Annotated in this window: 22 protein-coding genes; 12 read left to right on the top strand and 10 right to left on the bottom strand. The window is 28.9% G+C overall.

What is annotated here, in order from left to right; all coding sequences use genetic code 11:
• Window positions 1-100: 100 nt before the first annotated feature.
• The 4 genes from gcvP (at window position 101) to ACN5J4_RS10805 (ending at window position 6,489) form a co-directional block, all read left to right on the top strand.
• Entirely contained in the window at window positions 101-2,956 is a 2,856-nt protein-coding gene (gene gcvP / locus ACN5J4_RS10820; RefSeq protein WP_418649997.1) for an aminomethyl-transferring glycine dehydrogenase, read from the top strand.
• A 390-nt stretch (window positions 2,957-3,346) separates the two neighbouring features.
• Window positions 3,347-4,516: a histidine decarboxylase gene (locus ACN5J4_RS10815; RefSeq protein WP_418649996.1), complete on the top strand. Its 1,170-nt coding sequence runs from the start codon at window positions 3,347-3,349 to the stop codon at window positions 4,514-4,516.
• Between the two features lie 143 nt (window positions 4,517-4,659).
• On the top strand, window positions 4,660-5,949 hold the full coding sequence (locus ACN5J4_RS10810; protein ID WP_418649995.1) for an esterase-like activity of phytase family protein: 1,290 nt from the start codon (window positions 4,660-4,662) through the stop codon (window positions 5,947-5,949).
• Window positions 5,950-6,267: 318 nt separating this feature from the next.
• Window positions 6,268-6,489: a hypothetical protein gene (locus ACN5J4_RS10805; RefSeq protein WP_418649994.1), complete on the top strand. Its 222-nt coding sequence runs from the start codon at window positions 6,268-6,270 to the stop codon at window positions 6,487-6,489.
• A gap of 30 nt (window positions 6,490-6,519) precedes the next feature.
• On the opposite strand, the gene ACN5J4_RS10800 is transcribed toward ACN5J4_RS10805, so the two are convergent.
• From ACN5J4_RS10800 to ACN5J4_RS10790, 3 genes are all read right to left on the bottom strand, one after another.
• Complete coding sequence (locus ACN5J4_RS10800) at window positions 6,520-7,608, bottom strand: class I SAM-dependent methyltransferase (RefSeq protein WP_418649993.1); 1,089 nt, start codon at window positions 7,606-7,608, stop codon at window positions 6,520-6,522.
• Between the two features lie 19 nt (window positions 7,609-7,627).
• On the bottom strand, window positions 7,628-9,178 hold the full coding sequence (locus ACN5J4_RS10795) for an FMN-binding glutamate synthase family protein (protein ID WP_418649992.1): 1,551 nt from the start codon (window positions 9,176-9,178) through the stop codon (window positions 7,628-7,630).
• A gap of 96 nt (window positions 9,179-9,274) precedes the next feature.
• Window positions 9,275-9,526 (bottom strand): type B 50S ribosomal protein L31, encoded by a 252-nt coding sequence (locus ACN5J4_RS10790; RefSeq protein WP_418649991.1) that lies wholly within the window; start codon window positions 9,524-9,526, stop codon window positions 9,275-9,277.
• 185 nt (window positions 9,527-9,711) lie between these two features.
• Here ACN5J4_RS10790 and ACN5J4_RS10785 point away from each other — a divergent pair, with 185 nt between their 5' ends.
• From ACN5J4_RS10785 to ACN5J4_RS10765, 5 genes are all read left to right on the top strand, one after another.
• Window positions 9,712-10,752, top strand: a complete 1,041-nt coding sequence (locus ACN5J4_RS10785) for a glutaminyl-peptide cyclotransferase (RefSeq protein WP_418649990.1) — start codon at window positions 9,712-9,714, stop codon at window positions 10,750-10,752.
• A gap of 46 nt (window positions 10,753-10,798) precedes the next feature.
• On the top strand, window positions 10,799-12,307 hold the full coding sequence (locus ACN5J4_RS10780) for a hypothetical protein (RefSeq protein ID WP_418649989.1): 1,509 nt from the start codon (window positions 10,799-10,801) through the stop codon (window positions 12,305-12,307).
• Complete coding sequence (locus ACN5J4_RS10775) at window positions 12,300-12,983, top strand: SDR family NAD(P)-dependent oxidoreductase (RefSeq protein ID WP_418649988.1); 684 nt, start codon at window positions 12,300-12,302, stop codon at window positions 12,981-12,983. Before ACN5J4_RS10780 ends, ACN5J4_RS10775 begins: the two co-directional genes overlap by 8 nt.
• A gap of 135 nt (window positions 12,984-13,118) precedes the next feature.
• Window positions 13,119-13,718 carry a SprT-like domain-containing protein gene (locus ACN5J4_RS10770; protein WP_418649987.1) on the top strand — a complete coding sequence of 200 codons (600 nt, stop codon included), beginning with the start codon at window positions 13,119-13,121 and terminating at the stop codon, window positions 13,716-13,718.
• Window positions 13,719-13,724: 6 nt separating this feature from the next.
• The gene (locus ACN5J4_RS10765; RefSeq protein ID WP_418649986.1) at window positions 13,725-14,786 is read left to right on the top strand and encodes a mannose-1-phosphate guanylyltransferase; all 1,062 of its coding nucleotides are present in this window, start codon (window positions 13,725-13,727) and stop codon (window positions 14,784-14,786) included.
• Window positions 14,787-14,824: 38 nt separating this feature from the next.
• On the opposite strand, the gene ACN5J4_RS10760 is transcribed toward ACN5J4_RS10765, so the two are convergent.
• Both ACN5J4_RS10760 and lpxK read right to left on the bottom strand, forming a co-directional pair.
• Window positions 14,825-15,292 carry a thioredoxin family protein gene (locus ACN5J4_RS10760; RefSeq protein ID WP_418649985.1) on the bottom strand — a complete coding sequence of 156 codons (468 nt, stop codon included), beginning with the start codon at window positions 15,290-15,292 and terminating at the stop codon, window positions 14,825-14,827.
• 55 nt (window positions 15,293-15,347) lie between these two features.
• A complete protein-coding gene (gene lpxK / locus ACN5J4_RS10755; RefSeq protein WP_418649984.1) occupies window positions 15,348-16,376 on the bottom strand; it encodes a tetraacyldisaccharide 4'-kinase in 1,029 nt (342 codons plus the stop codon).
• 286 nt (window positions 16,377-16,662) lie between these two features.
• Here lpxK and ACN5J4_RS10750 point away from each other — a divergent pair, with 286 nt between their 5' ends.
• The 3 genes from ACN5J4_RS10750 (at window position 16,663) to ACN5J4_RS10740 (ending at window position 19,477) form a co-directional block, all read left to right on the top strand.
• A complete protein-coding gene (locus ACN5J4_RS10750; RefSeq protein ID WP_418649983.1) occupies window positions 16,663-17,757 on the top strand; it encodes a Nif3-like dinuclear metal center hexameric protein in 1,095 nt (364 codons plus the stop codon).
• A gap of 4 nt (window positions 17,758-17,761) precedes the next feature.
• The gene (locus ACN5J4_RS10745) at window positions 17,762-18,532 is read left to right on the top strand and encodes a zinc ribbon domain-containing protein (RefSeq protein ID WP_418649982.1); all 771 of its coding nucleotides are present in this window, start codon (window positions 17,762-17,764) and stop codon (window positions 18,530-18,532) included.
• Between the two features lie 216 nt (window positions 18,533-18,748).
• A complete protein-coding gene (locus tag ACN5J4_RS10740; RefSeq protein ID WP_418649981.1) occupies window positions 18,749-19,477 on the top strand; it encodes a peroxiredoxin in 729 nt (242 codons plus the stop codon).
• A 131-nt stretch (window positions 19,478-19,608) separates the two neighbouring features.
• Here ACN5J4_RS10740 and trxA read toward each other — a convergent pair whose 3' ends face one another.
• From trxA to ACN5J4_RS10715, 5 genes are all read right to left on the bottom strand, one after another.
• Window positions 19,609-19,905, bottom strand: coding sequence for a thioredoxin (gene trxA, locus ACN5J4_RS10735; protein WP_418649980.1), 297 nt, complete (start codon window positions 19,903-19,905; stop codon window positions 19,609-19,611).
• The gene (locus tag ACN5J4_RS10730) at window positions 19,898-20,893 is read right to left on the bottom strand and encodes a c-type heme family protein (RefSeq protein ID WP_418649979.1); all 996 of its coding nucleotides are present in this window, start codon (window positions 20,891-20,893) and stop codon (window positions 19,898-19,900) included. Before ACN5J4_RS10730 ends, trxA begins: the two co-directional genes overlap by 8 nt.
• A 321-nt stretch (window positions 20,894-21,214) precedes the next feature.
• On the bottom strand, window positions 21,215-22,183 hold the full coding sequence (locus tag ACN5J4_RS10725) for a succinylglutamate desuccinylase/aspartoacylase family protein (RefSeq protein ID WP_418649978.1): 969 nt from the start codon (window positions 22,181-22,183) through the stop codon (window positions 21,215-21,217).
• Window positions 22,176-23,057, bottom strand: a complete 882-nt coding sequence (gene rimK, locus ACN5J4_RS10720; RefSeq protein WP_418649977.1) for a 30S ribosomal protein S6--L-glutamate ligase — start codon at window positions 23,055-23,057, stop codon at window positions 22,176-22,178. Before rimK ends, ACN5J4_RS10725 begins: the two co-directional genes overlap by 8 nt.
• A 202-nt stretch (window positions 23,058-23,259) precedes the next feature.
• Window positions 23,260-25,410 (bottom strand): OmpA family protein, encoded by a 2,151-nt coding sequence (locus ACN5J4_RS10715; RefSeq protein WP_418649976.1) that lies wholly within the window; start codon window positions 25,408-25,410, stop codon window positions 23,260-23,262.
• Between the last annotated feature and the right edge of the window lie 5 nt (window positions 25,411-25,415).

Below are 25,415 nucleotides of genomic sequence, written 5' to 3'. Positions count from 1 at the left end.
AATCTATCTAGATAATAAAATATCAGTTTTAAGAGAAAAATATACTACAAAAATTACACTTTTTTGTTATTTTTGAAGGACTAAAAACAAACAACACAGGATGAACACAAATTCATTTCAAATAAGACATATTGGCCCTAACTCAAAGGGTCAAGAAAAAATGCTTGAAACTATTAAGTCTGATAGTATAGATCAATTAATTTCTGAAACTATTCCTAGTGATATTCGCCTTAAAAACGAACTAGATTTAGCTCCTGCAATGAGTGAATATGAATATTTAAATCATGTTAACGAATTAGGCGCTAAAAATAAAGTTTTTAAAAGTTACATAGGTTTAGGGTACCATGAGGCAATTGTACCTAGTGTTATTCAGCGTAACATTTTAGAAAACCCTAGCTGGTATACTGCTTATACACCTTACCAAGCAGAAATTGCACAAGGTCGTTTAGAAGCTTTATTGAATTTTCAAACAATGGTTTGTGATTTAACAGGAATGGAGCTTGCAAATGCATCTTTATTAGATGAATCAACTGCTGCTGCTGAAGCTATGGCTTTATTATTTGACGTACGTGAACGTACTCAGAAAAAAGCAGGAATCAATAAGTTCTTTGTTTCTGAAGATATTTTACCACAAACATTATCTGTTTTACAAACGCGTTCAATTCCTATCGGAATTGAATTAGTTGTAGGAAATCATGAAGAGTTCGATTTTTCTGAAGAGTTTTTTGGTGCCATTATTCAGTACCCTGGAAAGCATGGTATTGTTTGTGACTACACTGATTTTGTTGCAAACTGTAACGAAAATAATATTAAAGTAGCAGTCGCAGCTGATATTTTATCATTAGTAAAATTAAAAGCTCCTGCTGAATTTGGAGCCTCAGTTGTAGTAGGAACTACACAACGTTTTGGTATTCCTTTAGGATATGGAGGACCTCACGCTGGTTACTTTGCTACTAAAGAAGCTTACAAGCGTAGTCTTCCTGGTCGTGTAATTGGTGTAACCAAAGATGCAGATGGCGGACGTGCACTACGTATGGCTTTACAAACACGTGAACAACACATTAAACGTGAAAAAGCAACTTCTAATATTTGTACTGCACAAGTATTATTAGCTGTTATGGCCGGTATGTATGCAGTGTATCACGGTAAAGATGGTTTACAGTACATTGCCAATAAAGCACATGCTGCAGCAAACACATTAGCTACAAGCTTAGAAAAGTTAGGCTTTAAGCAAAAAAACAACTCGTATTTTGATACTATTTTAATAGAAGTTGAAGCAAATACTTTACGACCTATAGCAGAAGCTAAAGGAATTAATTTTAATTATATTGATAACAATCATGTATCAATTTCAGTAAACGAAACTGTTAGCTTAAAAGAAATTAATGCAATTGTTAACTGTTTTGAACAAGCTTTTAATATTCAAAATACAAACATTACTGAAATTATTTCAACAGATGTTATACCTGTAAATGTTCAAAGAAATACTTCTTTTTTAGATAATGAGGTATTTAATACGTATCAATCAGAAACTGAAATGATGCGTTATATAAAAAAACTAGAACGTAAAGATTTAGCTTTAAATCACTCAATGATTTCTTTAGGATCATGTACTATGAAACTAAATGCAGCTTCTGAAATGTTACCTTTAAGTAACCCACAATGGGGAAATATTCACCCATTTGCTCCATTAAACCAAGCCGAAGGATACCAAACAGTTTTAAAGAATCTAGAAAAACAATTAAATGTTATCACCGGTTTTGCAGGAACTTCTTTACAACCAAACTCTGGAGCACAAGGAGAATTTGCTGGATTAATGGTTATTCGTGCTTATCATAAATCTAACGGAGATACTAACAGAAATATATGTTTAATTCCTGCATCTGCTCACGGAACAAACCCTGCATCTGCTATTATGGCCGGTATGAAAGTAGTGGTTACCAAAACTGATGAAAGAGGTAATATTGATGTTGAAGATTTACGTGCAAAAGCTGAAAAACATAAAGATAATTTAGCTGCCTTAATGGTTACTTACCCTTCAACACATGGAGTATACGAAAAAGCTATTAAAGAAATTACCCAAATTATTCACGATAATGGTGGGCAAGTATATATGGATGGAGCAAATATGAACGCTCAGGTTGGTTTAACAAACCCTGCAACTATTGGGGCAGATGTTTGTCACTTAAACTTACATAAAACATTTGCTATTCCTCATGGAGGTGGTGGACCAGGAGTTGGACCAATTTGTGTAGCACCGCAATTAGTGCCATTTTTACCAACAAACCCATTAATACCTACTGGAGGAGAAAATGCTATTACAGCTATTTCTGCAGCACCTTGGGGTTCAGCATTAGTATGTTTAATATCATACGGTTATATTACCATGTTAGGAGCTAAAGGACTTACAGACTCTACTAAAATTGCTATTTTAAACGCAAACTATATTAAAGAACGTTTACATGGGCACTACCAAACGTTATATTCTGGAGAAATGAATAGAGCGGCACATGAAATGATTATTGACTGTAGAGACTTCAAACAAAATGGTATTGAGGTAGTAGATATTGCAAAACGTTTAATGGATTATGGTTTTCATGCACCAACAGTTTCATTCCCTGTAGGAGGAACTATGATGATTGAGCCTACCGAATCTGAAAACGTTGCCGAATTAGATCGTTTCTGTGATGCTATGATTGCTATTCGTAAAGAAATAGCAAATACTACTAAAGAAAATCCTAATAACACTTTAAAAAACGCACCACATACACAAGATATGCTAACTGCTGATGAATGGTCTTTACCATATTCAAGAAAGCAAGCTGCATTTCCTTTAAGTTATGTCGCCGACAATAAATTTTGGCCTTCAGTTCGTAGAGTTGATGATGCTTATGGAGACAGAAACTTAATCTGTTCTTGTAATCCAATTGAAGATTATATGGATGAAGAAGCTTAAAAACTTGTTCTTATAAACTAATAAACCTCACCACTAAATGGTGAGGTTTTTATTTAGCAGAAACACTACACAACCTACCATAAAAGTATTCCTTTTTTTTGAGAAGCAACTTCCCGATTTTCACACTCGCTCTCTGCGAGGAGCTCAAAAAAACGCTACAATAGTGGCTAAAATTATTATCATGGTTAATATAGCAATAAAAAAACCGTTTATATCTACAAATTATATTACTCACAAAAGTATCTTTTTCTATTAAAATGATAACAAAAACAAAAAAATAGATTATTAATTTACATTAACAGCTATAAATAGAAAAAAAATCTAACTTTCAATATAAAAACTGACTCATATTATTGATTAAATTACTTTTGAAGCTTAAACTGAATAATTATGGCAGGCTTACAAAATTTATCAGAAGAAAGTCAACAAAAACTAGTAACGCTAAAAAAACAACTAACCATAGCACGAGATACCTTTTTAGGATATCCTGTTTCTAAAGATTTTGATTATTCTAACTTGAATGAATTCCTTCAATTTCCTATTAACAATTTAGGTGACCCATTTGAGCAAGGAACCTACCAAGTACAAACACACGAAATGGAACGTGAAGTAATTGCTTTTTTTGCCAAACTTTTCAGAGCAAACCCAAAAGATTTTTGGGGATATGTAACCAATGGTGGTTCAGAAAGTAATTTATACGGCTTATATCTTGCTCGTGAACTATACCCAAAAGCAATTGTTTATTACTCAGAATCTACACATTACAGTGTACGTAAAAACATTCATTTATTAAATATTCCTAGTATTGTTATAAAATCGCAAGAAAACGGGGAAATAGATTATCAAGATTTTGAAAATACCGTACGCATGAATCGTCATAAACCAGTAATTGTATTAGCTACCTTTGGAACAACAATGAAAGAAGCTAAAGATGATGTTTCTAAAATAAAAAGTATTTTAGGTAGTTTAGCTATTCAAGATAAATATATTCATTGCGACGCTGCTTTAGCCGGTTCATTTGGTGCTTTTATGCAACCTCGCCTACCTTTTGATTTTATGGATGGTGCAGATAGTATTTCTATTAGCGGGCATAAATTTATCGGCTCTCCAATACCAACAGGTGTGTTAATGGCAAAACGTTCTAATAGAGATCGCATAGCAAAAGGAATTTCATATATCGGTTCATTAGATACTACTATAACAGGTTCTCGTAACGGACATTCTCCACTATTTTTATGGTATGCCTTAAAAAAGTTAGGTGTAAAAGGTTTACAAAAACGTTATCAAAATAGTTTAGAAGTTGCTGAATATTGTGAAACTTCACTAAAAAAAATCGGCATTAAAGCTTGGAGAAACCCAAATGCTATTACCGTAGTATTACCTAAAACCTCTAAAACTATTAAAAACAAATGGCAATTAGCAACCGAAGGTGATATTGCACATGTTATATGTATGCCTAACGTAACAAAAACACAAATTGATAATTTTATCAACGATATAAAAAATTGTACAGAACCTCCTATTGAAGAAGAAGTTACTTTTGATTATTCATTAAGTTAATTATATAAACTCTTAAAAATTACTTAACAATTTAAATAAATAAAAGGTATAATAAAAAGGTAACCATAACTAATAATTAACCTAGTGTAAATACAAACATAGAAGCTATAATATAATTTTGCTATTCAATAAAATCAATAAAAATGAAAAGTGAGATTATAAAAATAGTACTATGTAGTGCAATTATAGCTATGGGATTTTTATCTTGTAATGATGATAAAACAATATCAGACTCTTATAAAATACCTGAATTAAGTAATTTAGGTGCTAAACTACCTCATACCGTTTTAAAAACTGTTGATAAGGTAGAAATAAGAAATGGAGGTTTTGGTTCAGCAGCAACCGCTCACCCTACAAATAAAGGAGAATTTTATGCTTTAACTGATAGAGGTGCCAATTTAAAAACAGCTGGCGGAAAAATATTTCCAACACCTAATTACACCCCTAGAATTGGTCATTTTAAACTAAAAGAAAATGGTGAAGTTGAAATGATTGATGAAATTTTATTTAAAACACCTGATGGTGTGGTTATTAGTGGACGCCCTAACCCTGAAGGATACGGAACTACAGGAGAAATTCCTTACGATTTAAATATGGCTGTTTTAGAAACAGATAGATACGGATTAGATAGTGAAGGTTTAGTTGCATTAAAAGATGGTACTTTTTGGGTATCTGATGAATACGGCCCACATATTGTTCATTTTGATGCTACAGGGAAAGAATTAGAACGAATTAGTCCTGTTAATGTAAATACAGGTAAACGAAAATTACCTGCCGTTTTTGAAAGACGTTGGGCAAACAGAGGTATGGAAGGTTTAGCTATTACTCCTGATGAAAAAACATTAGTTGGTATTATGCAATCTACATTATACAATCCTAATAAAGCTGAAGTAGCTGATTTTACAATTACTAGAATTGTAACCTTTAATTTAGAAACTGCAAAAACAAAACAATATTTACACAAGCAAGAAAAAGCTAAAAATTCAAATTCTGAAATAGTTGCTTTAAGTAATACTGAATTTTTAATTGTTGAGCGTGATGGTTTATTTACAGGAAATGATGCTACAGCTCAAAAACATATTTACAGAATAGATATAACCAATGCAACAGACATTTCTGGTGATGATTTTAACTCTTTAAATGGAATGCTTGTAAATGGTAAAACTATAGAACAAAATACTTGGGAAGAATTAGAAACAGCAAATATAGTACCTGTTACAAAAATATTAGCCGTAGACTTAGTTGATAAATTAAGTGACTATCCACACGAAAAATTAGAAGGTATTTGGTTAATTGATAAATCAACTATTGGGGTTTTAAATGATGATGATTTTGCAGTTACAGGAACTGATGAATTAAATCAAAAATACTTACCTTCTAATAAAACAGAAAAAGATATTGATGGCAACACTTTATACATTGTTAACTTCTAATATAAATAATACTTTTATTTTAAAAAAAATATATAAACATTCAAAAACTGCTTTAGAAAATTCTAAAGCAGTTTTTATTTTTAAAGTAACAATTTATACACAGAACACTACCCCCTCATATAATGATGTTTTTACTTAATTTATGATAATAAAAACACCAATATAACTAATGTTACAGAGCAAGATAGTTATTCAGTAAAAGTTTACCCATATATTAAAAAACTTTTTCCTGTTAGTAAAAAAGTAGCTCTTTCATTACAAGGAGAATTTAGTTACTCGTATAGAAAACTCGAAACTGAGTCAAATAATTCTAGCACAATGAATGGATTTTTCAATAAACAAAATGCTTACAGTATAGGAGTGCATCCTAGTTTAACTTATTTTTTAAATAAAAAACTTGCTTTACAAGCTAGTTTAGGTTTCTTAGGGTACACAAAAACAGATTACGACAATAGTGATGGTTCTAAAGCAAATAATGATAATTTTAATTTTTCTTTAAACTCATCAAACCTACTATTTGGCTTATCTTATTTTTGGTAAAATAAATAATAAAAGCACTAAGAAGTATTCTTAGTACTTTTTACAAACTATTATTTGAAATTTTTTATTTTCTTTAAATATAATAACCTCTTCAAATATTTTTTCTAAGTGTGTTTTATAATTTAAATGTGAATTTGCAACCAAAATAAATCTCCCGTTAACTTTTAAACACCTATATACACCTTTAAACAATAATAAAGCAACTTCAATATTATTCTCATGCTCAAAATGAAATGGAGGGTTTGAAACTGCTAAATCAAAACTTTCACTTAATATACCGGAAAGTTCGTTAGCGCAAATAAAATTAGCTTCTTTAATATTTAATTTAGATGATGCTATAGCCAAATTAAAATCGTCTACTAAAGTTACTTTTGATTTTGAATTCTGATTAATTACCTCAGCAGCTATCACCCCGTTTCCAGAAGCAAGATCTAGCACTTTTAACTCATTAGATTGTATCTCTAAGTTACTTAATAAAAACTGTGTTCCTATATCTATTTTATCCGAAGAAAAAACACCGTAATATTGCTTAATAAAACTTCCTTTGAAATCAATTTCATTCAATAATTCTTTCTCTTGAATAGCTATTTTAGGTATTTTTAAAACTAATAACCTTGCTTTTTTCCAAGCGTTAGTTTGTGTTACTTCTTCAAAATATTGCGCTGCTTTTTTTAGATAAGATTTAGAGAAATATTTAGTCATAAAACCACAAACAACAGTAGTATTTTCATCTGCTGATTTATAAATTTGTTGTAAAAACAATTCAAATAATTCAACTGATTTTGGTAGTTTAATTAAGGCTAATTCAACTGTATCTATGGTATCTAAAGGCGTTTTAAAAACAATATTAGTAGGTAAGTTATTTAATTTTAAATTTTGATCAATTGCTTTTTGTTGGCTTGAATACGTCCAAATGGTAGTGCAATTTTTATCAATTAACAAAGTATTAAAAACACCAAACCTATCATTATACAAATGTATATTTTGTGCTTTAGTATTAGTAATATAATCAAGTATTAATAACTCAGCATTACTCCAAGCCCGTAAGGATTTGTCATCTGTTTTTGGATAACGCTCTAATTGATATTCTTTAGAATTAATTTTTAACTTTGTTTCCAATAACTTTATTATTTCTAAACTACGCTCGGATTAATGTTTTACTGTTCACTTTATCATCTTCTAAACCATAAATTGTTGCTAATGATATTATAGCATCTTCTTTATCTCTCCTAAAAACATCTTTAGCAGATACATCTGCTATTGAATTTTTACCCATAGCTGCAACAACTTCTTTCACAGCTGCTATTGTTTTTTCATGATAATTTTTAACACGAATATTTTTATCACCCACTACTAATGCTTTTACCAAATCTTTATTTTGTGTAGCAACACCAACAGGACAAGTATCTAAATTACATTCACGTGCTTGAATACACCCTAAACTTAACATAAAACTACGAGCCATTCCAATAACATCAGCTCCTAAAGCTTTATATTTTATAATATCAAAAGCATCTATAGCCTTACCACTTGCTATAATTTTTATCTGATCTTTTAGTTGATATTTTTGTAGTGTTTTATTAATAAAAACCAACCCTTCTAATAACGGAGTACCTATATAATTAGAAAATTCTAAAGGTGCTGATCCGGTACCTCCTTCTCCTCCATCTACTGAAATAAAATCAGGATAATTATTTGCATATGCAAATGCATGTATCATTTCTTCAATTTCTTGATTATCACCTACGCAAAGTTTAATACCTACTGGCTTTCCTTCAGATAAATCTCTTACCTTTTGGATAAAAACAATCATCTCTTCAAAATTTGTAAAAGAGGAATGACCTGGAGGAGAATCTACCCTTGTAAAGGGTTCTACAGAACGTATTTCTGCAATTTCTTTGGTATTCTTTTTTGCAGGTAAAATTCCTCCATGACCAGGTTTTGCACCTTGTGAAAGTTTAATTTCAATCATTTTCACTTCAGGTCTAACTGCATTTTTATGAAAAATATCTTCATCAAAAATACGTTTACCATCAATACTTTTTCCTGCTCCAAAATAACCTGTTCCTACCTGAAAAATCAAATCACCTCCTTGTAAATGATATGGAGATACACCTCCTTCACCTGTATTATGAGCAAAACCAGCCATTTTAGCACCTTGATTTAATGCAATGATTGCATTTTTACTTAAAGAACCAAAGGACATTGCTGAAATATTAACAATAGATGAACTATATTTTTGAAAACATTTATCAGAACCTATAAGTACTCTATCACCTTCAATGTGGGAATGATCTTTAGGAAACATTGAATGTTTTACAAATTCATACCCTTTTTTATATACATCATGCTGTGTTCCAAAAGGTATTGTTTCTATTTGTTTTTTTGATCGTTGATAAACAATACTTCTTTTTTCACGATTAATAGGGGTTCCACTTAAATCGTCTTCTATAAAATACTGTTGAATTTTTTCACGCTCTTCTTCAAAAAACCAACGTAAGCGAGCTACAATAGGAAAAGATCGCATTAACGAATGTTTTTTTTGAAAAAAAGCATCATATAATGCCAATAATGTTACTCCTGAAGCAATACTTAATAATATATAGTTTCCCATGTCTGGAATAAAATACACTAAAATTCCACATAGAATGTTTGCTATAATTACAATAGCTAAAATAGTATCTCTCATTTTCTATAAAGTTGATTCTGCAAAAATACAAGATTTTTTCACATAAAAAAAGCTCTAACAATTGTTAGAGCCTTTAAATATTCTTGATACTTGAAATTATTTTTTAAACTTCGAGTATTTATTTTTGAACTTATCAATACGTCCTGCGGTATCTACTAATTTAGACTTACCTGTATAAAAAGGGTGAGAAGTTCTTGAAATTTCTAATTTTATTAATGGATACTCATTTCCTTCTACGTCTAAAGTTTCTTTAGTATTAGCAGTTGAACGTGTTAAAAATACATCTCCGTTAGACATATCTTTAAAAGCTACCATTCTATAATTTTCTGGATGTATTCCTTTACGCATCTTAAATGACTTTTAAATATTGTTTTCTTTTTTTTTTCAAACATTGTAAAAATGGTAAGATTTTACACTAAAAATTTTTTAGCTGTTTGAGGTGGCAAATTTAACTATATTTTTTAATTTTCAAACAAATAAATTGTTTTAATTTGTTGTAATATTGAATAATTTACAAAATCAAACAATAAATCATGCGTATTTTTACCTACTTTGCTTTAACAGTATTTATTATTAGTATTACTTCTTGTAACTCATCACAATACAAATTTAAACTAAACACCTCTAAAAAAAATACTCTAGGACAAAAAGCTACTATTAACTTTGAACAACTTACTAATGAAAAAATAGATTCTGTTCATTTATTTGTAAATAAAAAACGAGTAAATAAAAACGAAACAAATATTACTATTAATACTACTGATTTTGGAGTTGGTAAACACATAGTTACTGCATTAGCTTTTTACCCTAATAAATCTAAAAAAACTACTAATTATATTGAAATTTTAGCTAAAAAGACACCTACTGTTTATTCTTATAAAATTATAAATACTTTTCCTCATGATAAAGAGGCTTACACTCAAGGTTTAGAATATAAAGATGGTTTTTTATATGAAACTACAGGTCGTAGAGGTGAATCTACCTTAAGAAAGGTTGATGTAAAAACAGGAAACATTATTCAAAAAGTTTCCCTAGATAAAAAATACTTTGGCGAAGGAATGACTATTTTTAATAATAAAATATATTGGCTAACGTGGCAAGCTCGTAAAGGGTTTATATACGATTTAACAACTTTTAAACAAACGGGTGAGTTTAATTATAATAAAAGTAATGAAGGCTGGGGGTTAACTCATAACGATACTGAATTGATAAAATCTGACGGAACTAATAAAATTTGGTTTTTAAATGCAACTAATCAAGCCGAAAAAAGAAATATTCAAGTATACACAAATAAATATGCAATTGATAATTTGAATGAAATTGAATTAATAAACGGGAAAATTTATGCTAACAAGTGGCAACAAAACTCTATTTTAATTATCAATCCCAAAACAGGTGTCGTTGAAGGTGTTGCTAACTTAACAGGCTTAAGAGACATTGTAGCTAAAGACCAAAATTTAGAACCTAGTGATGATGTTTTAAATGGTATTGCATATGACAAAGAAAACAACCGTTTATTTGTTACAGGTAAGCACTGGGGTAAATTATTTGAAATTGAATTGATTCAAAAATAATATTTTGACTTTTTAATCGTAATTAAATAACTGATAACATTTATACATGAGAAATTGCTTACTATTATTAGCTATTATTACTTTAATTACCATTAGTGCGTGTAGAAAAGATTTTAATACGGTACCAAATTTCGGGAAATTAGAATTTTCTAAAGACACTGTTTTTTTAGACACTATTTTTTCAAATATTGGCTCTGCTACTTATAATTTAAAAGTTTATAACCGAAGTAGTAAATCTATTACAATACCTGAAATTAAATTAGAAAACGGAATGGCTTCTAATTACAGATTAAATGTTGATGGAGTATCTGGAAAAAAATTTAATGATATTGATATTTTAGCAAACGATAGCATGTATGTTTTTGTAGAAACTACAGTAGATTTTAATTCTGTCACAAATCCTTTATATACCGATAAATTATTATTTGATAACGGAAATAATCAACAAGATGTTGATTTAGTTACCTTAATACAAGATGCTCATTTTATATTTCCTTCAAAAAACAGTACAGGTATTCAAACTTTAACTATTGACGGTGAAGAATCTAAAATACAAGGTCGATTTTTAACAGATTCAGAATTAAACTTTACCGCACAAAAATCATATGTTATTTATGGATATGCTGCTGTACCTACCAATAAAACATTAACTATTGATGCAGGAACTAAAATTTATTTCCATAAAAACTCAGGCTTAATTATTGATAAAAAAGCAAGTTTAAAAATCAATGGAACCCTTAAAAATAAGGTAACTTTTGAAGGAGATAGATTAGAACACCTTTACAGCAAATTACCTGGTCAATGGGGCACTATATGGTTACGTGCGGGTAGTACAAAAAATGAAATCAATCACACTATTATTAAAAACGGAACTGTAGGTATTTTGATTGAAGACACAGAGGCAACAACACAACCTACCCTTTATATCAAAAATACAGAAATATATAACAATTCTAATTATGGAGTTTTAGCCAAAAACACTAATATTAAAGGCGAAAATATTGTTATTGGTAACGCAGGTCAGTCATCTTTAGCCTGTACTTATGGTGGTAGTTATAACTTTACACATTCAACTTTTGCTAATTATTGGAACAATAGCCTACGCCAGTCTCCTACTGTTATAGTAAATAATTACTCTACAGAAATAAATAATAATCAACAAGAAATAATAGTTACAAACGATTTAATTGCTGCTAATTTTACAAACTGTATTATTGAAGGCAATAACAACATTGAGTTTGTTTTAGAAAAAATAAACTCAAGTATTTTTAACTATAGTGCTGAAAACTCAATGATTAGATTTAACGATTTCAATAATTCTTATCAAAATAATGATGCCTTAAACTTCAATGATACATCACATTATAAAAACATAATTTTAAACGGTACTCCTGACTTTAAAAACATTTTTTTTAATGATTTTATTATTGGAGAAAATTCTGACGCTATTAACAAAGCCAAAACATCTATAGTAACTGAAGATATTTTAGGTGTCAATAGAACAACAAATCCTGCTATTGGAGCATATCAACATATAATATTTAAAGATGAATAAAAATATAGTAATTACAGGAACCAGCCGAGGAATTGGTTTTGAATTAGCTCAAAAATTTGCAAATCAAGGACATAATGTATTAGCTTTATCAAGAAATACAAATCCTTTAAACGCTATAAATAATAACAACATAACAACCTTAGCTGTTGATTTATCAAATAATGATGATTTAAAAAAAGCAACTGATTTTATAAAAAAAGAGTGGAATACTGTAGATGTTTTAATAAATAATGCAGGTAAATTAATAAATAAACCTTTTAGTAAGTTAACAACTGCTGATTTTGAGGCAGTATATAAAGTTAATGTTTTTGCTGTTGCTGAGTTAACAAAAAAAATAATTCCGTTTATGCAAAAAGGAAGTCATGTAGTTACAGTAAGCTCAATGGGCGGAATTCAAGGAAGTTTAAAATTTCCTGGTTTAGCAGCTTATAGTTCGGCAAAAGGTGCAGTAATTACTTTATCAGAATTATTAGCTGAAGAGTATAAAGAACAACAAATAGCATTTAATGTATTAGCTTTAGGAGCTGTACAAACAGAAATGCTTGAAGAAGCTTTTCCTGGTTATGTTGCTCCTTTATCAGCAAAAGATATGGCAACCTATATTTATGACTTTTCTTTAACAGGTAATAAATTTTATAACGGAAAAGTTTTACAAGTTTCAAGCTCAACTCCATAAAAATAATTATTTATTTATATTATAAAAAACACCGTCTATTGTTAAAAAAAAGGTATTAAGAAATTAACCTATTACTTCTTGATACCTTTTTTTTTCATATATTTAAATATCAAAAATAAATAGAAGTAATTACTTTTGCGTAAAACACTCATAAAATACATTCCAGAAAAAGCAATTCCATTAGTTGAGTACTTAATTAATGAGCATAAAATAAACCTTAAAATTGTTAATCAACGAGAAAGTAAGCATGGCGACTTTAGAACTTTTCCGAACGGACAAACACAAATAACGGTTAATAATAATTTAAATAAATATCAATTTTTACTTACCTTAATTCATGAAATTGCACACCACGTAACCCATCAAAAATTTGGTCGCGTACAACCCCATGGCAAACACTGGAAAACTGTTTTTCAACACTTAATGCTTCCTTTTTTACAGCCAAGCATATATCCAAATGAAATTTTACCCTATTTAGCACATTATTTTAAAAATCCAAAAGCAAGTACTGATACTGATGTGAATTTGTCCTTAGCTTTAAGAGGAGGTATTGCTGAAACAGGAAAAACTTTTATCTTTGAAATTCCCAATAACACCAATTTTATTTTTAAAGGAATTTTATACAAAAAAGGAAACAAAAGAAGAACTCGCTACGAATGTTTAAATTTACTAAACAAACGAGTGTATCTTTTTAACCAAAATGCAGAAGTAATAATTTCTAATACTAAAAATTAACAGCTTATGAATAACAATTATTACGCAGTAATTATGGCCGGTGGTATTGGTTCTAGGTTTTGGCCTGTAAGTACTCAACAATACCCAAAACAATTTCATGATATGTTGGGTACTGGAGAATCATTAATTCAACGTACTTTTAACAGGATTAATAAATTAATTCCTGCAGAAAATATATTAATTTCAACAAACGAACGATACGAAGAGCTTGTTTTAAAACAATTACCTAAAACCACAAAAAAACAATTATTATTAGAGCCCGCTATGCGAAATACGGCTCCTTGTATACTATATGCTGCTTTAAAAATTAATGCCTTAAATTCTAATGCAGTTATGTTAGTAGCTCCTTCGGATCATTGGATTGAAGACGAAAACGAATTTTTAAAAAACATTAAAACAGCATTTGAAGCATCAGCTAAAGATAATATTTTAATGACTTTAGGTATACAACCAAACAACCCTAATACAGGTTATGGTTACATTAAATTTGAAGAAAATTTTTCAGAAATTAAAAAAGTAAAAAACTTTACAGAAAAACCTAATTTAAAAAAAGCTGAAGAGTTTTTAGCTAGTGGCAATTATTTATGGAACGCAGGAATTTTTGTTTGGTCGACAAAAAGTATTTTACAAGCTTTTAAAACTTACTTACCAAACATGTTAACTATTTTAAACAACAAAAATACTGCCTATAATACAGCTAATGAAAGTAGCTTTATAAAAAATAATTATGAAAAATGTGAAAACATTTCTATTGATTATGGAATTATGGAACGTTCAAATAACGTACATATATTACCTGTAAATTTTGGGTGGAATGATTTAGGTACTTGGGGTTCGTTATATAAAAAATTAAATAAAGACACGCAACAAAATGCTGTTGTAGGCGCAAATGCTATTTTTAGAAATGCGAACAGAAATATGATTAGTACTGAAAGTGGTAAAAAAATAATCATTCAAGGTTTAAATGACTTTATTATTGTAGAAAAAGAAGATATTATTTTAATTTGTCCTAGAAAAGACGAACAAGATATTAAACAAATTAGCGCAGCTGCCATTAAACAATTTTAATAGTACTAAAAAAACGAAGCTTAAAAGCTTCGTTTTTTTTAATTATTTTTTACAATAGATTCTAAAAACGGATAATAATACTCCGCCATATACGCTCCTTTTTTCTTACCCAAAACATTTCCTTTTGAGTTTACTACTACAACCGTAGGAAAGGCATTAATTCCGTATCTATACTGTAATTCATTATTCTCTTTTTTAGCAGCTAAAGAAACTAAATCTTTATTTCTAGGAAAATCTGCCTTATATAAAATTAATTTTTCTTCTGAAAAACCCTTAAATTTATCGGTATTAAACAATTCTCTGTCTATTTGCTGACATGGAGGACACCAATCTGACCCTGTAAAAAATACCAATACTGGTTTATTTTGCTTCTTTGCTTTTTTAATAGCCTTATCAAAAGATTGCTCCCATTGTAAATTTTCTTGATCATGAGCCACAACACCATCCTGAGCATAAGCTACACTAACCCCCAAAATAAATAGAGAAATTAAAAATATTTTTTTCATTATATTATAGTTTATCAATTCAAAAATATCAAAAATAATACCAAAAATAAAAAAATTAGCCTTTTATTTTATTGACTATAAAGTTAGTAAATATTTTTTCTGAATTTAAAAATACACTTTTAATAGAAATATAACATATATTTTTAATTTTATCTTCTAAGCGCATAAAATCCTTCTCGGTAGTTATTATTACTTTGTTAGTAAACTTCAAGTTATTAAAAGCTTTTTTAATAGCATCAATATCATTAACTGTAAAATTATAATGATCAGGATATTTTAAATGTTTATACTTAATATTTTCTTCTGATAAAAAACTTAATAACGAAACAGGGTTTGCTATTCCGGTAATCAATAAAACTTCTTTATCCTTTAAACCAGCAATGGTAAGTTGCTCTTTATTTCCTTTTAAATTTTCATCATAACAAATAGTCGTAAAAAATAATTTTTGATGTTTTTTAGGTTTTATTCTAGCCCTAATTTGTTGCTGTTTTTCATCCGTTAAGTTTTCAGGACACTTAGTTACAATAATAACATCAGCACGCTTAGCACCACTCCTTGTTTCTCTTAAATTACCTGTTGGCAACATAAAATCATCAACATATAAATCATTATACTTGGTAAGTAAAATATAAGTATGGGCTTTTACTTTTCTGTGCTGAAACGCATCGTCTAATAAAACAATATCAGGTGAATTATTGCTTTTTAATAATTGCTGAATACCGTTAGCTCTATCAGCATCAACAGCAATTGTTACTTCATTTTTAAACTTTTTATAAAACTGCAACGGTTCATCACCAACATCTGTAGCCAAATGAATATCATTTACAACCTGAAACCCCCTCGTTTTTCGCTTATAACCACGACTTAAAACAGCTACCTTATGGGTATCTTTTAATAATCGGATTAAAAATTCAATTTGCGGCGATTTTCCTGTTCCACCAACACTTAAATTTCCTACCGCAATAACCGGAATTTTAAAACTTGTGGCTTTTAAAACTCCAATATCAAAAAACCAATTTCTAACTGAAGTAATAATGCCATATAAAATAGCTAATGGAAACAATAAAAATCGAAGTAATTTCATAATATCAAAAGTAAAAATTATTTTGTTAGCATAAGTAAAACAAAACAATCTTTAAAATTTAATTAGTATACAAATAAAATAATTTAGAAGCTGCTTCCCGCTTTACGCACTCGCTCTCTGCGAGGAGCTCAAACAAACGCTTCAATCAGGGCTAAGCACACTTATAAAGTTACTAATTATTACACAAACCTGTAAACATCAAAAAAAATACAATAACAGAAAAATTAAAATACAAACCCTATAATCACAAGTTTTAGTAACTTTGATTATCCTTTAAAATAAAAAAATGCAAATAAAAGACGTTACTAACTACATTGAAAAATTAGCACCACTTTCATATGCCGAAAATTTTGATAATGTTGGTTTATTAATAGGAAAATACACTACAACCGTAACAGGAATTTTAGTTACCTTAGATACTTTAGAAACTACAATTGACCAAGCAATAGCAGAAAACTGTAATTTAATAGTCAGTTTTCATCCAATTGTTTTTAGTGGATTAAAAAAAATAAACGGTAACAATTATGTTGAACGTGTAGTTTTAAAAGCTATTCAAAACAACATTGCTATTTATGCCACCCACACAGCATTAGATAATGTAAACAATGGTGTTTCTGCTAAAATGTGCGAAGTTTTAGGCTTGCAAAACAACAAGATATTAATTCCTAAAAAAGGAATCATAAAAAAACTGACCACCTACGTACCATTGGCTAACGCTAACAATTTACGCACTAAGCTTTTTGAAGCAGGTGCTGGAAGTATTGGCAACTACAATAATTGTTCTTTTACTACAAAAGGTACAGGAAGTTATCGTGGTAATGAAAAATCAAACCCTGCTGTAGGTAAAAAAGGAGAATTAATATTCAGCGAAGAAGCCTGCATATCTATCACTTTTAATAGTTACTTAGAAAAAGCTATTCTTAAAACATTATTTAATACACATCCTTATGAAGAAGTTGCTTATGAAATAATTACTTTAGAAAACAACAACCAAAACGTAGGTATGGGAATGATTGGTGATTTTGAAACACCAATGGATGAAATTGATTTTTTAAATTTCATCAAAAAAACATTTAAAACAGCCTGTGTTCGCCATTCTGGCTTACTAAATAAAAAAATACAAAAAGTAGCTGTTCTAGGAGGTTCAGGAAGTTTTGCTATACAAAATGCTATAAAGCTAAATGCAGATGCCTATATTAGTGCTGATTTTAAATATCATGATTTTTTTAAAGCTGAAAAAAAAATATTACTTGCTGATGTTGGACATTATGAAAGTGAACAGTTTACAAAAAACCTTTTGATTGATTATCTTCGTAAAAAATTTAGTACTTTTGCAATTACTTTAAGCAAAAAAAGTACAAATCCAATACACTATACATAAACAGATGGCAAAAAAAGAAGTAACGGTAGAAGAAAAATTAAGAGCGTTATACGATTTACAGTTAATCGATTCTAGAATTGACGAAATCAGAAACGTTCGTGGTGAATTACCTTTAGAAGTTGAAGATTTAGAAGATGAAGTTGCCGGATTAAATACAAGACTTTCTAAATTAAAGGAAGAAGCTGCGAATTTAGATACTGATATTGTAAATAAAAAAACATCAATTACCGAATCTAAAGCGTTAATTGAAAAATACGAGGATCAGCAAAAAAATGTTCGTAATAATCGTGAATTTGAAGCTTTAACTAAAGAGGTTGAATTTCAAGAATTAGAAATTGAATTATCAGAAAAGCGAATTAAAGAATATAAAGTTAAAATAGCTCAAAAAAATGATGTTGTTAACGCTACAAAAGAAAAACTTAAACAACAAGAAGGTCATTTAACTCATAAAAAAAATGAGCTTGATGCTATTTTAAAAGAAACTGAAAAGGAAGAACAATTATTAAAACAGAAATCTGAAGAGTATGCACAATCTATTGATAAGCATTTATTAACTGCTTACAAAAGAATTCGTACAAAAGTAAGAAACGGACTTGCCGTTGTTGCTATTGAACGTGGTGCAGCTGGTGGGTCTTTTTTTACAATACCTCCACAAATACAGTTAGAAATTGCTAACCGTAAAAAAATTACAATTGATGAGCATAGTGGTCGTATTTTGGTAGACGCTGCTTTAGCACAAGAAGAAAAAGAAAAAATTGATAACTTATTTGTTTAATTTTTTTTTTAAAAACATATAAAAAGCTCTCGTTTTCGAGAGCTTTTTTTGGCTATAAACACTACTACCTTCCATAGTAACAACAACTAAATAAACTCGATAATAAAAAATATTAAAACTACCTCAAAAATTAAATATTAAGTAACATTAGTAACCAATAATTATAATAATATTAAATACCTTAGTAGTGTTATTAATCTTATTAAATAATTAATCATGGAACAAACTAACGAACAACAAAAACAACAAGAAGTGTTTAGTATGCCAAGAATTGGAGATGCTGCACCAGCTTTTAAAGCAGTAACTACTCAAGGTGACATAAACTTTCCTGCAGATTATAAAGGAGATTGGGTAATTCTTTTTAGTCATCCTGCTGATTTTACACCTGTTTGTACCTCTGAATTTATAACTTTTGCTTCATTAGAAGAAAAATTTGCTAAAGCTAATTGTAAGCTTGTTGGTCTTTCTATTGATGGTTTATATAGCCACATTGCTTGGCTACGTACTATTAAAGAAAAAATTGAATACAAAGGAATGAAAAATGTTGAAGTTAACTTTCCGTTAATTGAAGACATTAAAATGGATGTTGCTAGAAAGTATGGTATGATTCAAGACAATGAAGATACCACAAAAGCTGTGAGAGCTGTATTTTTCATTGACCCTAAAGGTATTGTAAGAAGTCTTATTTACTATCCTTTAAGTCTTGGTAGAAATTTTGATGAATTATATAGAGTAATTATTGCATTACAAACTGCTGATGAGTTTGGAGTGGCAACTCCTGCTGATTGGTATCCTGGAGATGATGTTATTATAGGTCCTGCAGGATCATGTGGTACAGCAAAGGATAGAATGGAAGACAGTGATATTGATTGTAAAGATTGGTTTTTTTGTACTAAAAAATTAGATAAAGACTTAGTTTTAAATCGTATCTTAAAAAAGGATTAACTAAACACTTAAAACCTTTATAATTTTACTTTTTTAAAGTAATAAAGCACAAAATGTTATATAATATTTTGTGCTTTATTACTTTAAAAAATACAGATAGGTAATAATAAATACGAATAGATGTACTAAAATTATATGTACTTTTTTATAATATTTATTAAATCATTTTTAGTAAGCATACCTGATTGCCTCCAGTACATTTTATTTTCTTTAAATAACATAAATGTTGGCACCCCTTTAATTTGATATTTAGTAGCTATCAAAGGGTTTTTATCTATATCTATTTTTAAAATAATAACATCATCTCCTAAAGCAATTTTTAAGTCTTTTAAAATGGGTGACATCATTTTACACGGGCCACACCAAGTTGCATAAAAATCAATTAATACTGGTTTCTTTCCTTTTATAATCTCTGTTAAATTACTCATTATTTTTGTTTTTAAAAGTGATACTCCAAATACCCCTAACTTGATTAATGTCATACCCAACAGCTTTATCATTAGGGTATAATTCTGCTAAACTTTTCATTATATTTGGTTGTATATGTTTATTGGGTTTTCCATGACATTGTAAACACATTGAATTGGTTATAATTGGGTAATAAAATTGTGTTTGGTTAGTATTATTTATTAATACTGGTGTTATTTTTTGTTTTTCAAAAACTATTTTTTTATAATTTTTAATAATTTCTAATTCTTTTATGCTTGCTATATTATTAGGGTTTCTTTCTTTATCTGAAACACGTTTAATGGTTGCGTTAAATTTTGTAGCCATGCTATCAGTTAATTTGTAGGCTTGTTCATTACAAAACTGTAAAGCTTCTATAGTTCCTTTTTGTTGAATTTTTCCCATTAAATTTTTACCTAGTAATTTTTTGGTTTCTTTTACATAGTTTAAACCTATTGCTTCTTTTGTTTTTGGTGAATTTTGTAACAAACTTTTTTTACCGATGTTTATATAGGGTGTACCTTTTTTATCTTCCCAGTGGCTTTTAAACCATGAAGGTTCTAAAATTTCATAATCATATATATAGGCAGCTATTTGTTTTACTTCGTCAGTAACAAAGGCTTGACTAGGCATTACTCCAAATTTTCTTACTGCTCCATGCATTTTAACTTTTTCTACCGTAGGGTTTGTTACAAAATTTGTAAACTCTGTTATGAAATTTTCTCTTTTTGTATTTTTTTTAATGTAATGTGCTTTAATAGCTATCATAGGAGGTGCTATTCTTTCATTGTGTGCCGTGGTAGCATTATGACATACAAAACATTTTGTTTCTAATAATTTTTTACCTGGGTGTATATCTGCTTTAACTAATTTTTCTGATTTTATTGTTGTATAACTTTGTTTACTTTCTTTTTTGTTATTACAATTAAAAAACGTGATAACTAGTATTAAAAATAGTGCTTTTTTCATTTTTAAAATTTTTATAAAAATAGCTTGATAAATTTACTAATATTGTAACGTATGTTACAGTAATACACTAAAAAAATTACTTAAAAAATTATTAATCAATTAATTGGTAAGGATGTATTTAATTAATAGTTAATTATTATAAAAATGCTTAGCCCTGATTGAAGCATTTGTTTGAGCTCCTCGTAGAGAGCGAGTGCGTAAAGCGGGAAATAGCTTTAAATTATGTTTAGTCTTTTATATATAAAGAACTTTAGTTACTTTTTACTTAATAAAAGCCTCAAATTAAATAATTTGAAGCTTTTATTTTATGAGAGTATAATATTAGTCAGCGCCATGAATAGCTATATGAGCAATGGCATCTCCTTGGTTTACAATAGGTGAATGATTTAAACAAATAATAGATCCGGATACGGATGCTTTAATTTTTCTTTCAAAAAAACCATACGGATCAGTTATTAAACCTATAACATCTCCTTTTTTTACTGGTGCACCGTTTAAAATTACCGATCTATACATTCCAGAAGCAGTTGCTCTAATCCATTTTGAATTACTAAAAACCACTTGTTGTTCATCTTCTTTGAAAGCATTATAAGTTACTGGAAATTTTTTAACTCCTAAAAAATCTAGAACATTTAAAATACCTGTAACTCCTACATTCGTTATTTTTTTGTTGATATCTAATGATTTTCCTCCTTCATATAGTAATACTTTTTTTCCTATAGCAACAGCAGATGCTCGAAATGATTTTTCTCGTTGAGAAGAGTATTTTACAAACTTAGCGCCAAAAACTTTTGCTAAATTAAAGGTATCAATATCATCATCTGAAATTCTTACTTGTGGGTAATTAAAACGGTCATCTCCACCTGTATGAAAATCTATACAATAATCAGCATGGGCAACTATTTTATTCATAAAAACATGAGCAAACTTACTAGCTAAAGATCCATTTTTGGTACCAGGAAAGCTTCTATTTAAATCTTTCCCATCAGGAAATTCTCTTGTTTTTATAATAAATCCAAATACATTTACTACCGGAACACAAATTATCATTCCCGTATCAGGAATGTTATATTTATTAGCTACTAATTGCCTTACTATTTCTATACCATTTACCTCATCACCATGAATTCCTGCACTAATTAATACACATGGCCCTTCTTTTTTTGCTCTACTTACAATTACAGTAACTTCTATTTTTGTTCTCGTATGTAAACGAGCAATATCCATTTTTATTTGATACGACTTACCTGGCAAAATTTGCTCTCCAAGTATTGTAATTTCTTTAGACATTTCTTTCTATGTAACGAATAATATTTTTAGCAATATCTAACTTAGTAGCTTGCTCAATTCCTTCTAATCCAGGCGATGAATTTACCTCCATTATCATTGGGCCAGATTTAGATTGCAACATATCTACACCACAAACACTTAGCCCTAATTTTTTTGCTGCTTTTAATGCTGCATTTTCCTCTTCTTCTGATAACTCGAATAATTCAGCAGTACCACCTCTATGTAAGTTAGACCTAAACTCTCCTTCTTTACCCTGTCGTTTCATTGCTCCAACTACATTTCCATCAACTACAAATACTCTTAAATCAGCTCCTTTTGCTTCTGCTATAAATTCTTGAACTATTACACGGGCTTGTAAGCCATTAAAAGCTTCTAATACAGACTCGGCTGCACTTTTTGTTTCTGCTAATACAACTCCAACACCTTGAGTACCTTCAAGTAATTTAATAATACATGGAGCACCTCCTACCTTATTTATTACAGCACTTACATCTTTAGAGTTATTTGTAAATGTAGTTTTAGGCATATTTAAGCCTGCTTTTGATAGTACTTGCATACTTTGCAATTTATCTCTAGAACATACTAAAGCTTGAGAGTTTAAGGTTGAAAAAACATTCATCATTTCAAACTGGCGTACTACTGCTGTACCGTAAAAAGTAATAGAAGCTCCTATTCGTGGTATTACAGCATCAATACCTTCTAATATTTTACCTTTATAGTATATCTGTGGCTTCTTTTTTTCAATTAATAAATCACATTTTCCATGATCTATTACTAACATTTCATGACCGCGTGCTTCACCTGCAGCTATCAATTTTTTTGTTGAGTACAGTTCTGGATTTCTTGATAATATTGCAATTCTTAATTTTTGCATTTTACTTAATTTGTTTGATTTCTGGACAACAAACATAAACTTTTTTATATTTTATATATGTAAAAAATAAGTTTTACTTTTAAAACACTTTAAAAGATTATTAAATAACATTTAATTTTCAAAACAAGTATTTTATAAATAGAGATAAAAAAAACTTGACTTCTTTAAAGTCAAGTTTTTTTATCTAAAAATTATAATCATATTAATTTTTATAATTTATTTTAAAGTCATTTTTTTTATCATTACATTTTTCTTCTTTTCCTATAATACACTTTTTATTTACTGAGCGTTCTTTTCCTGTTTTTTTGAAATTTTTCCTTAAAAAAAGTAAAAAATTGTTCTTTTTATTTATTCTTTTTTTTGCTTCTTTTTTTTCAACCTCTTGACGTTTTTTAATTTCTTGCTCACCTTTTACTATATAGAAATAAGATCGTCTATTTTTTTGATGTTCTTCCTCTGTACACTTTATATTATTAGTTTCGTTACATTTATTAAGTAACTGATCTTCACCATAACCAATAGCACTAATAATTCTTTCTTTCTTGATACCTCTTGATAAAAGATATTTTTGAGTTGATTTAGCTCTCTTATCAGATAAATCTCTATTAAAATCTTTTCCTCCCCTGCTATCTGTATGTGATTCTATTTTAATACTTACTTCTGGATGGTTAGTCATTACCATTACAATACTTTCTAATTCATATTGAGCATCTTCTCTTATAATTGACTCTCCATAATCAAAATATATAGGGTTAATAACTATTTGATCTCCTATTATTAATGGGATCAATTCTAAATTTACTTTATTTACTTTTCCTGAAACTATAACTGTCTCTTTTTTATTTTTTAGCCTATGATCTAATTTACTTGCTAATATAGTATATCTACTATCACATAAAACATTATCAAACAAATACTTACCTTCAGTATTTGTAAAGGTTTCTTTAATTACTTTTCCGCTACTATTAACTAATTGTATTGCTGCTCCATCAATTGAAGTATTACTTACAGTCTCTGTTACTATACCTTCTATAGATTCTGAACAAATAGGTGAATCTGTATACATATAAAAACTGTAAATATCATCATCTCCTTTCCCTCCTTTTCTATTTGATGAAAAGAAACCTTTTTTACCCTCATTATTTATATAAAAAGAAAAATCATCTTTTTGACTATTAAACGGGTAACCTATATTTACGGCTTTTGAATATATAGAATCTTTAATTATTTTAGATTGAAAAATATCTAAAAGTCCAAAACCTAAATGCCCATTTGAAGAAAAATATAGATTGTTCTCTTCTGTTATAAATGGAAACATTTCTTTATCAGAGGTATTAATATTTTCACCTAAATTTACTGGACTTCCATAACTATTATTATCTAAAATAGCTACCTTATAAATATCTGTAGCACCAAAACCACCAGGCATATTAGAAACAAAATATAGTGTTTTCTCATCAGGACTTAAAGCAGGATGCCCTACTGAATACTCACTATTATTAAATGGTAATTCTCTTACGTTAATCCAAAAACCATTTATAAAATTAGCCCTATATATTTTTAAGTTAGAAGTATTATTCTTATCTTTTTTCGCCTTTTTACCACTAGCATTATTACGTGTAAAATAAATTGTTTTTCCGTCTTTTGTAAAAACAGGTGTAGACTCGTGAAATACTGAAGTAATAGGCACTTCTATCAAACGTTGGTTTACTAATGTTAAAACAGTATCTTTTACATTTTCTTCTAATGCTATTACCTGTTCATTAGCTTTATAAATATTTAAAAAAGGTTGATTATTCCATTTATAAATTCTTTCCTTTTTACCTCCTTTTGGAGTAGCTGAAGTATAGTACGAGTTACCATTCAAAAGAAAACCTCCAAAATCTGAAAAAGGAGTATTTATAGCTAAATTTCTAACACCTATTCTTATTTCATTATTAGAATAATCTGACAGGTAATCTTCTTTTTGAAGCTCTTCTTTTCTATTACTTTTTTCAGAAGGTGATAATTTTAAAAATATAGAATCAGATTTTTTATATTTCCCATTACTTCTTAACACCTGAGCATACTTAAATAAATGCTTATCTTCTAATTTTTCTTTTTGAGACTCTATTAATTTTTTATACCAAATTTCAGCATTTTCAGTTTGAGAATTATTATAATATGATTCTGCTAAACGGCTTAAAACATGCTTAGAAGTATCTCCTTTTTCTTCAACTAAAGCTTTATATAACTTTGCTGATTGCACGTATGACAATTCATTAAAATATCTATCTGCAACTTTTTGACTCTGAGCAAAGTTATTTATCGTTACTATTAATAACATTAACAATAACGTTTTTCTTAAATTCATAATAA

It is taken from the genome of Tenacibaculum aestuariivivum, from assembly GCF_964507685.1.
Lineage (GTDB): Bacteria > Bacteroidota > Bacteroidia > Flavobacteriales > Flavobacteriaceae > Polaribacter > Polaribacter aestuariivivum.
The sequence above is the reverse complement of the archived record's forward strand: the minus strand, read 5'-3'. Positions and strand labels throughout refer to the sequence as shown.

What these genes read in the sequence shown, in the direction of transcription:
- gcvP (WP_418649997.1), top strand. Translation starts at nt 101, where the DNA reads ATGAACACAAATTCATTTCAAATAAGACATATTGGCCCTAACTCAAAG.
- ACN5J4_RS10815 (WP_418649996.1), top strand. Translation starts at nt 3,347, where the DNA reads ATGGCAGGCTTACAAAATTTATCAGAAGAAAGTCAACAAAAACTAGTA.
- ACN5J4_RS10810 (WP_418649995.1), top strand. Translation starts at nt 4,660, where the DNA reads ATGAAAAGTGAGATTATAAAAATAGTACTATGTAGTGCAATTATAGCT.
- ACN5J4_RS10805 (WP_418649994.1), top strand. Translation starts at nt 6,268, where the DNA reads ATGAATGGATTTTTCAATAAACAAAATGCTTACAGTATAGGAGTGCAT.
- ACN5J4_RS10795 (WP_418649992.1), bottom strand. Translation starts at nt 9,178, where the DNA reads ATGAGAGATACTATTTTAGCTATTGTAATTATAGCAAACATTCTATGT.
- ACN5J4_RS10790 (WP_418649991.1), bottom strand. Translation starts at nt 9,526, where the DNA reads ATGCGTAAAGGAATACATCCAGAAAATTATAGAATGGTAGCTTTTAAA.
- ACN5J4_RS10785 (WP_418649990.1), top strand. Translation starts at nt 9,712, where the DNA reads ATGCGTATTTTTACCTACTTTGCTTTAACAGTATTTATTATTAGTATT.
- ACN5J4_RS10780 (WP_418649989.1), top strand. Translation starts at nt 10,799, where the DNA reads ATGAGAAATTGCTTACTATTATTAGCTATTATTACTTTAATTACCATT.
- ACN5J4_RS10775 (WP_418649988.1), top strand. Translation starts at nt 12,300, where the DNA reads ATGAATAAAAATATAGTAATTACAGGAACCAGCCGAGGAATTGGTTTT.
- ACN5J4_RS10765 (WP_418649986.1), top strand. Translation starts at nt 13,725, where the DNA reads ATGAATAACAATTATTACGCAGTAATTATGGCCGGTGGTATTGGTTCT.
- ACN5J4_RS10760 (WP_418649985.1), bottom strand. Translation starts at nt 15,292, where the DNA reads ATGAAAAAAATATTTTTAATTTCTCTATTTATTTTGGGGGTTAGTGTA.
- lpxK (WP_418649984.1), bottom strand. Translation starts at nt 16,376, where the DNA reads ATGAAATTACTTCGATTTTTATTGTTTCCATTAGCTATTTTATATGGC.
- ACN5J4_RS10750 (WP_418649983.1), top strand. Translation starts at nt 16,663, where the DNA reads ATGCAAATAAAAGACGTTACTAACTACATTGAAAAATTAGCACCACTT.
- ACN5J4_RS10745 (WP_418649982.1), top strand. Translation starts at nt 17,762, where the DNA reads ATGGCAAAAAAAGAAGTAACGGTAGAAGAAAAATTAAGAGCGTTATAC.
- ACN5J4_RS10740 (WP_418649981.1), top strand. Translation starts at nt 18,749, where the DNA reads ATGGAACAAACTAACGAACAACAAAAACAACAAGAAGTGTTTAGTATG.
- trxA (WP_418649980.1), bottom strand. Translation starts at nt 19,905, where the DNA reads ATGAGTAATTTAACAGAGATTATAAAAGGAAAGAAACCAGTATTAATT.
- ACN5J4_RS10730 (WP_418649979.1), bottom strand. Translation starts at nt 20,893, where the DNA reads ATGAAAAAAGCACTATTTTTAATACTAGTTATCACGTTTTTTAATTGT.
- ACN5J4_RS10725 (WP_418649978.1), bottom strand. Translation starts at nt 22,183, where the DNA reads ATGTCTAAAGAAATTACAATACTTGGAGAGCAAATTTTGCCAGGTAAG.
- rimK (WP_418649977.1), bottom strand. Translation starts at nt 23,057, where the DNA reads ATGCAAAAATTAAGAATTGCAATATTATCAAGAAATCCAGAACTGTAC.
- ACN5J4_RS10715 (WP_418649976.1), bottom strand. Translation starts at nt 25,410, where the DNA reads ATGAATTTAAGAAAAACGTTATTGTTAATGTTATTAATAGTAACGATA.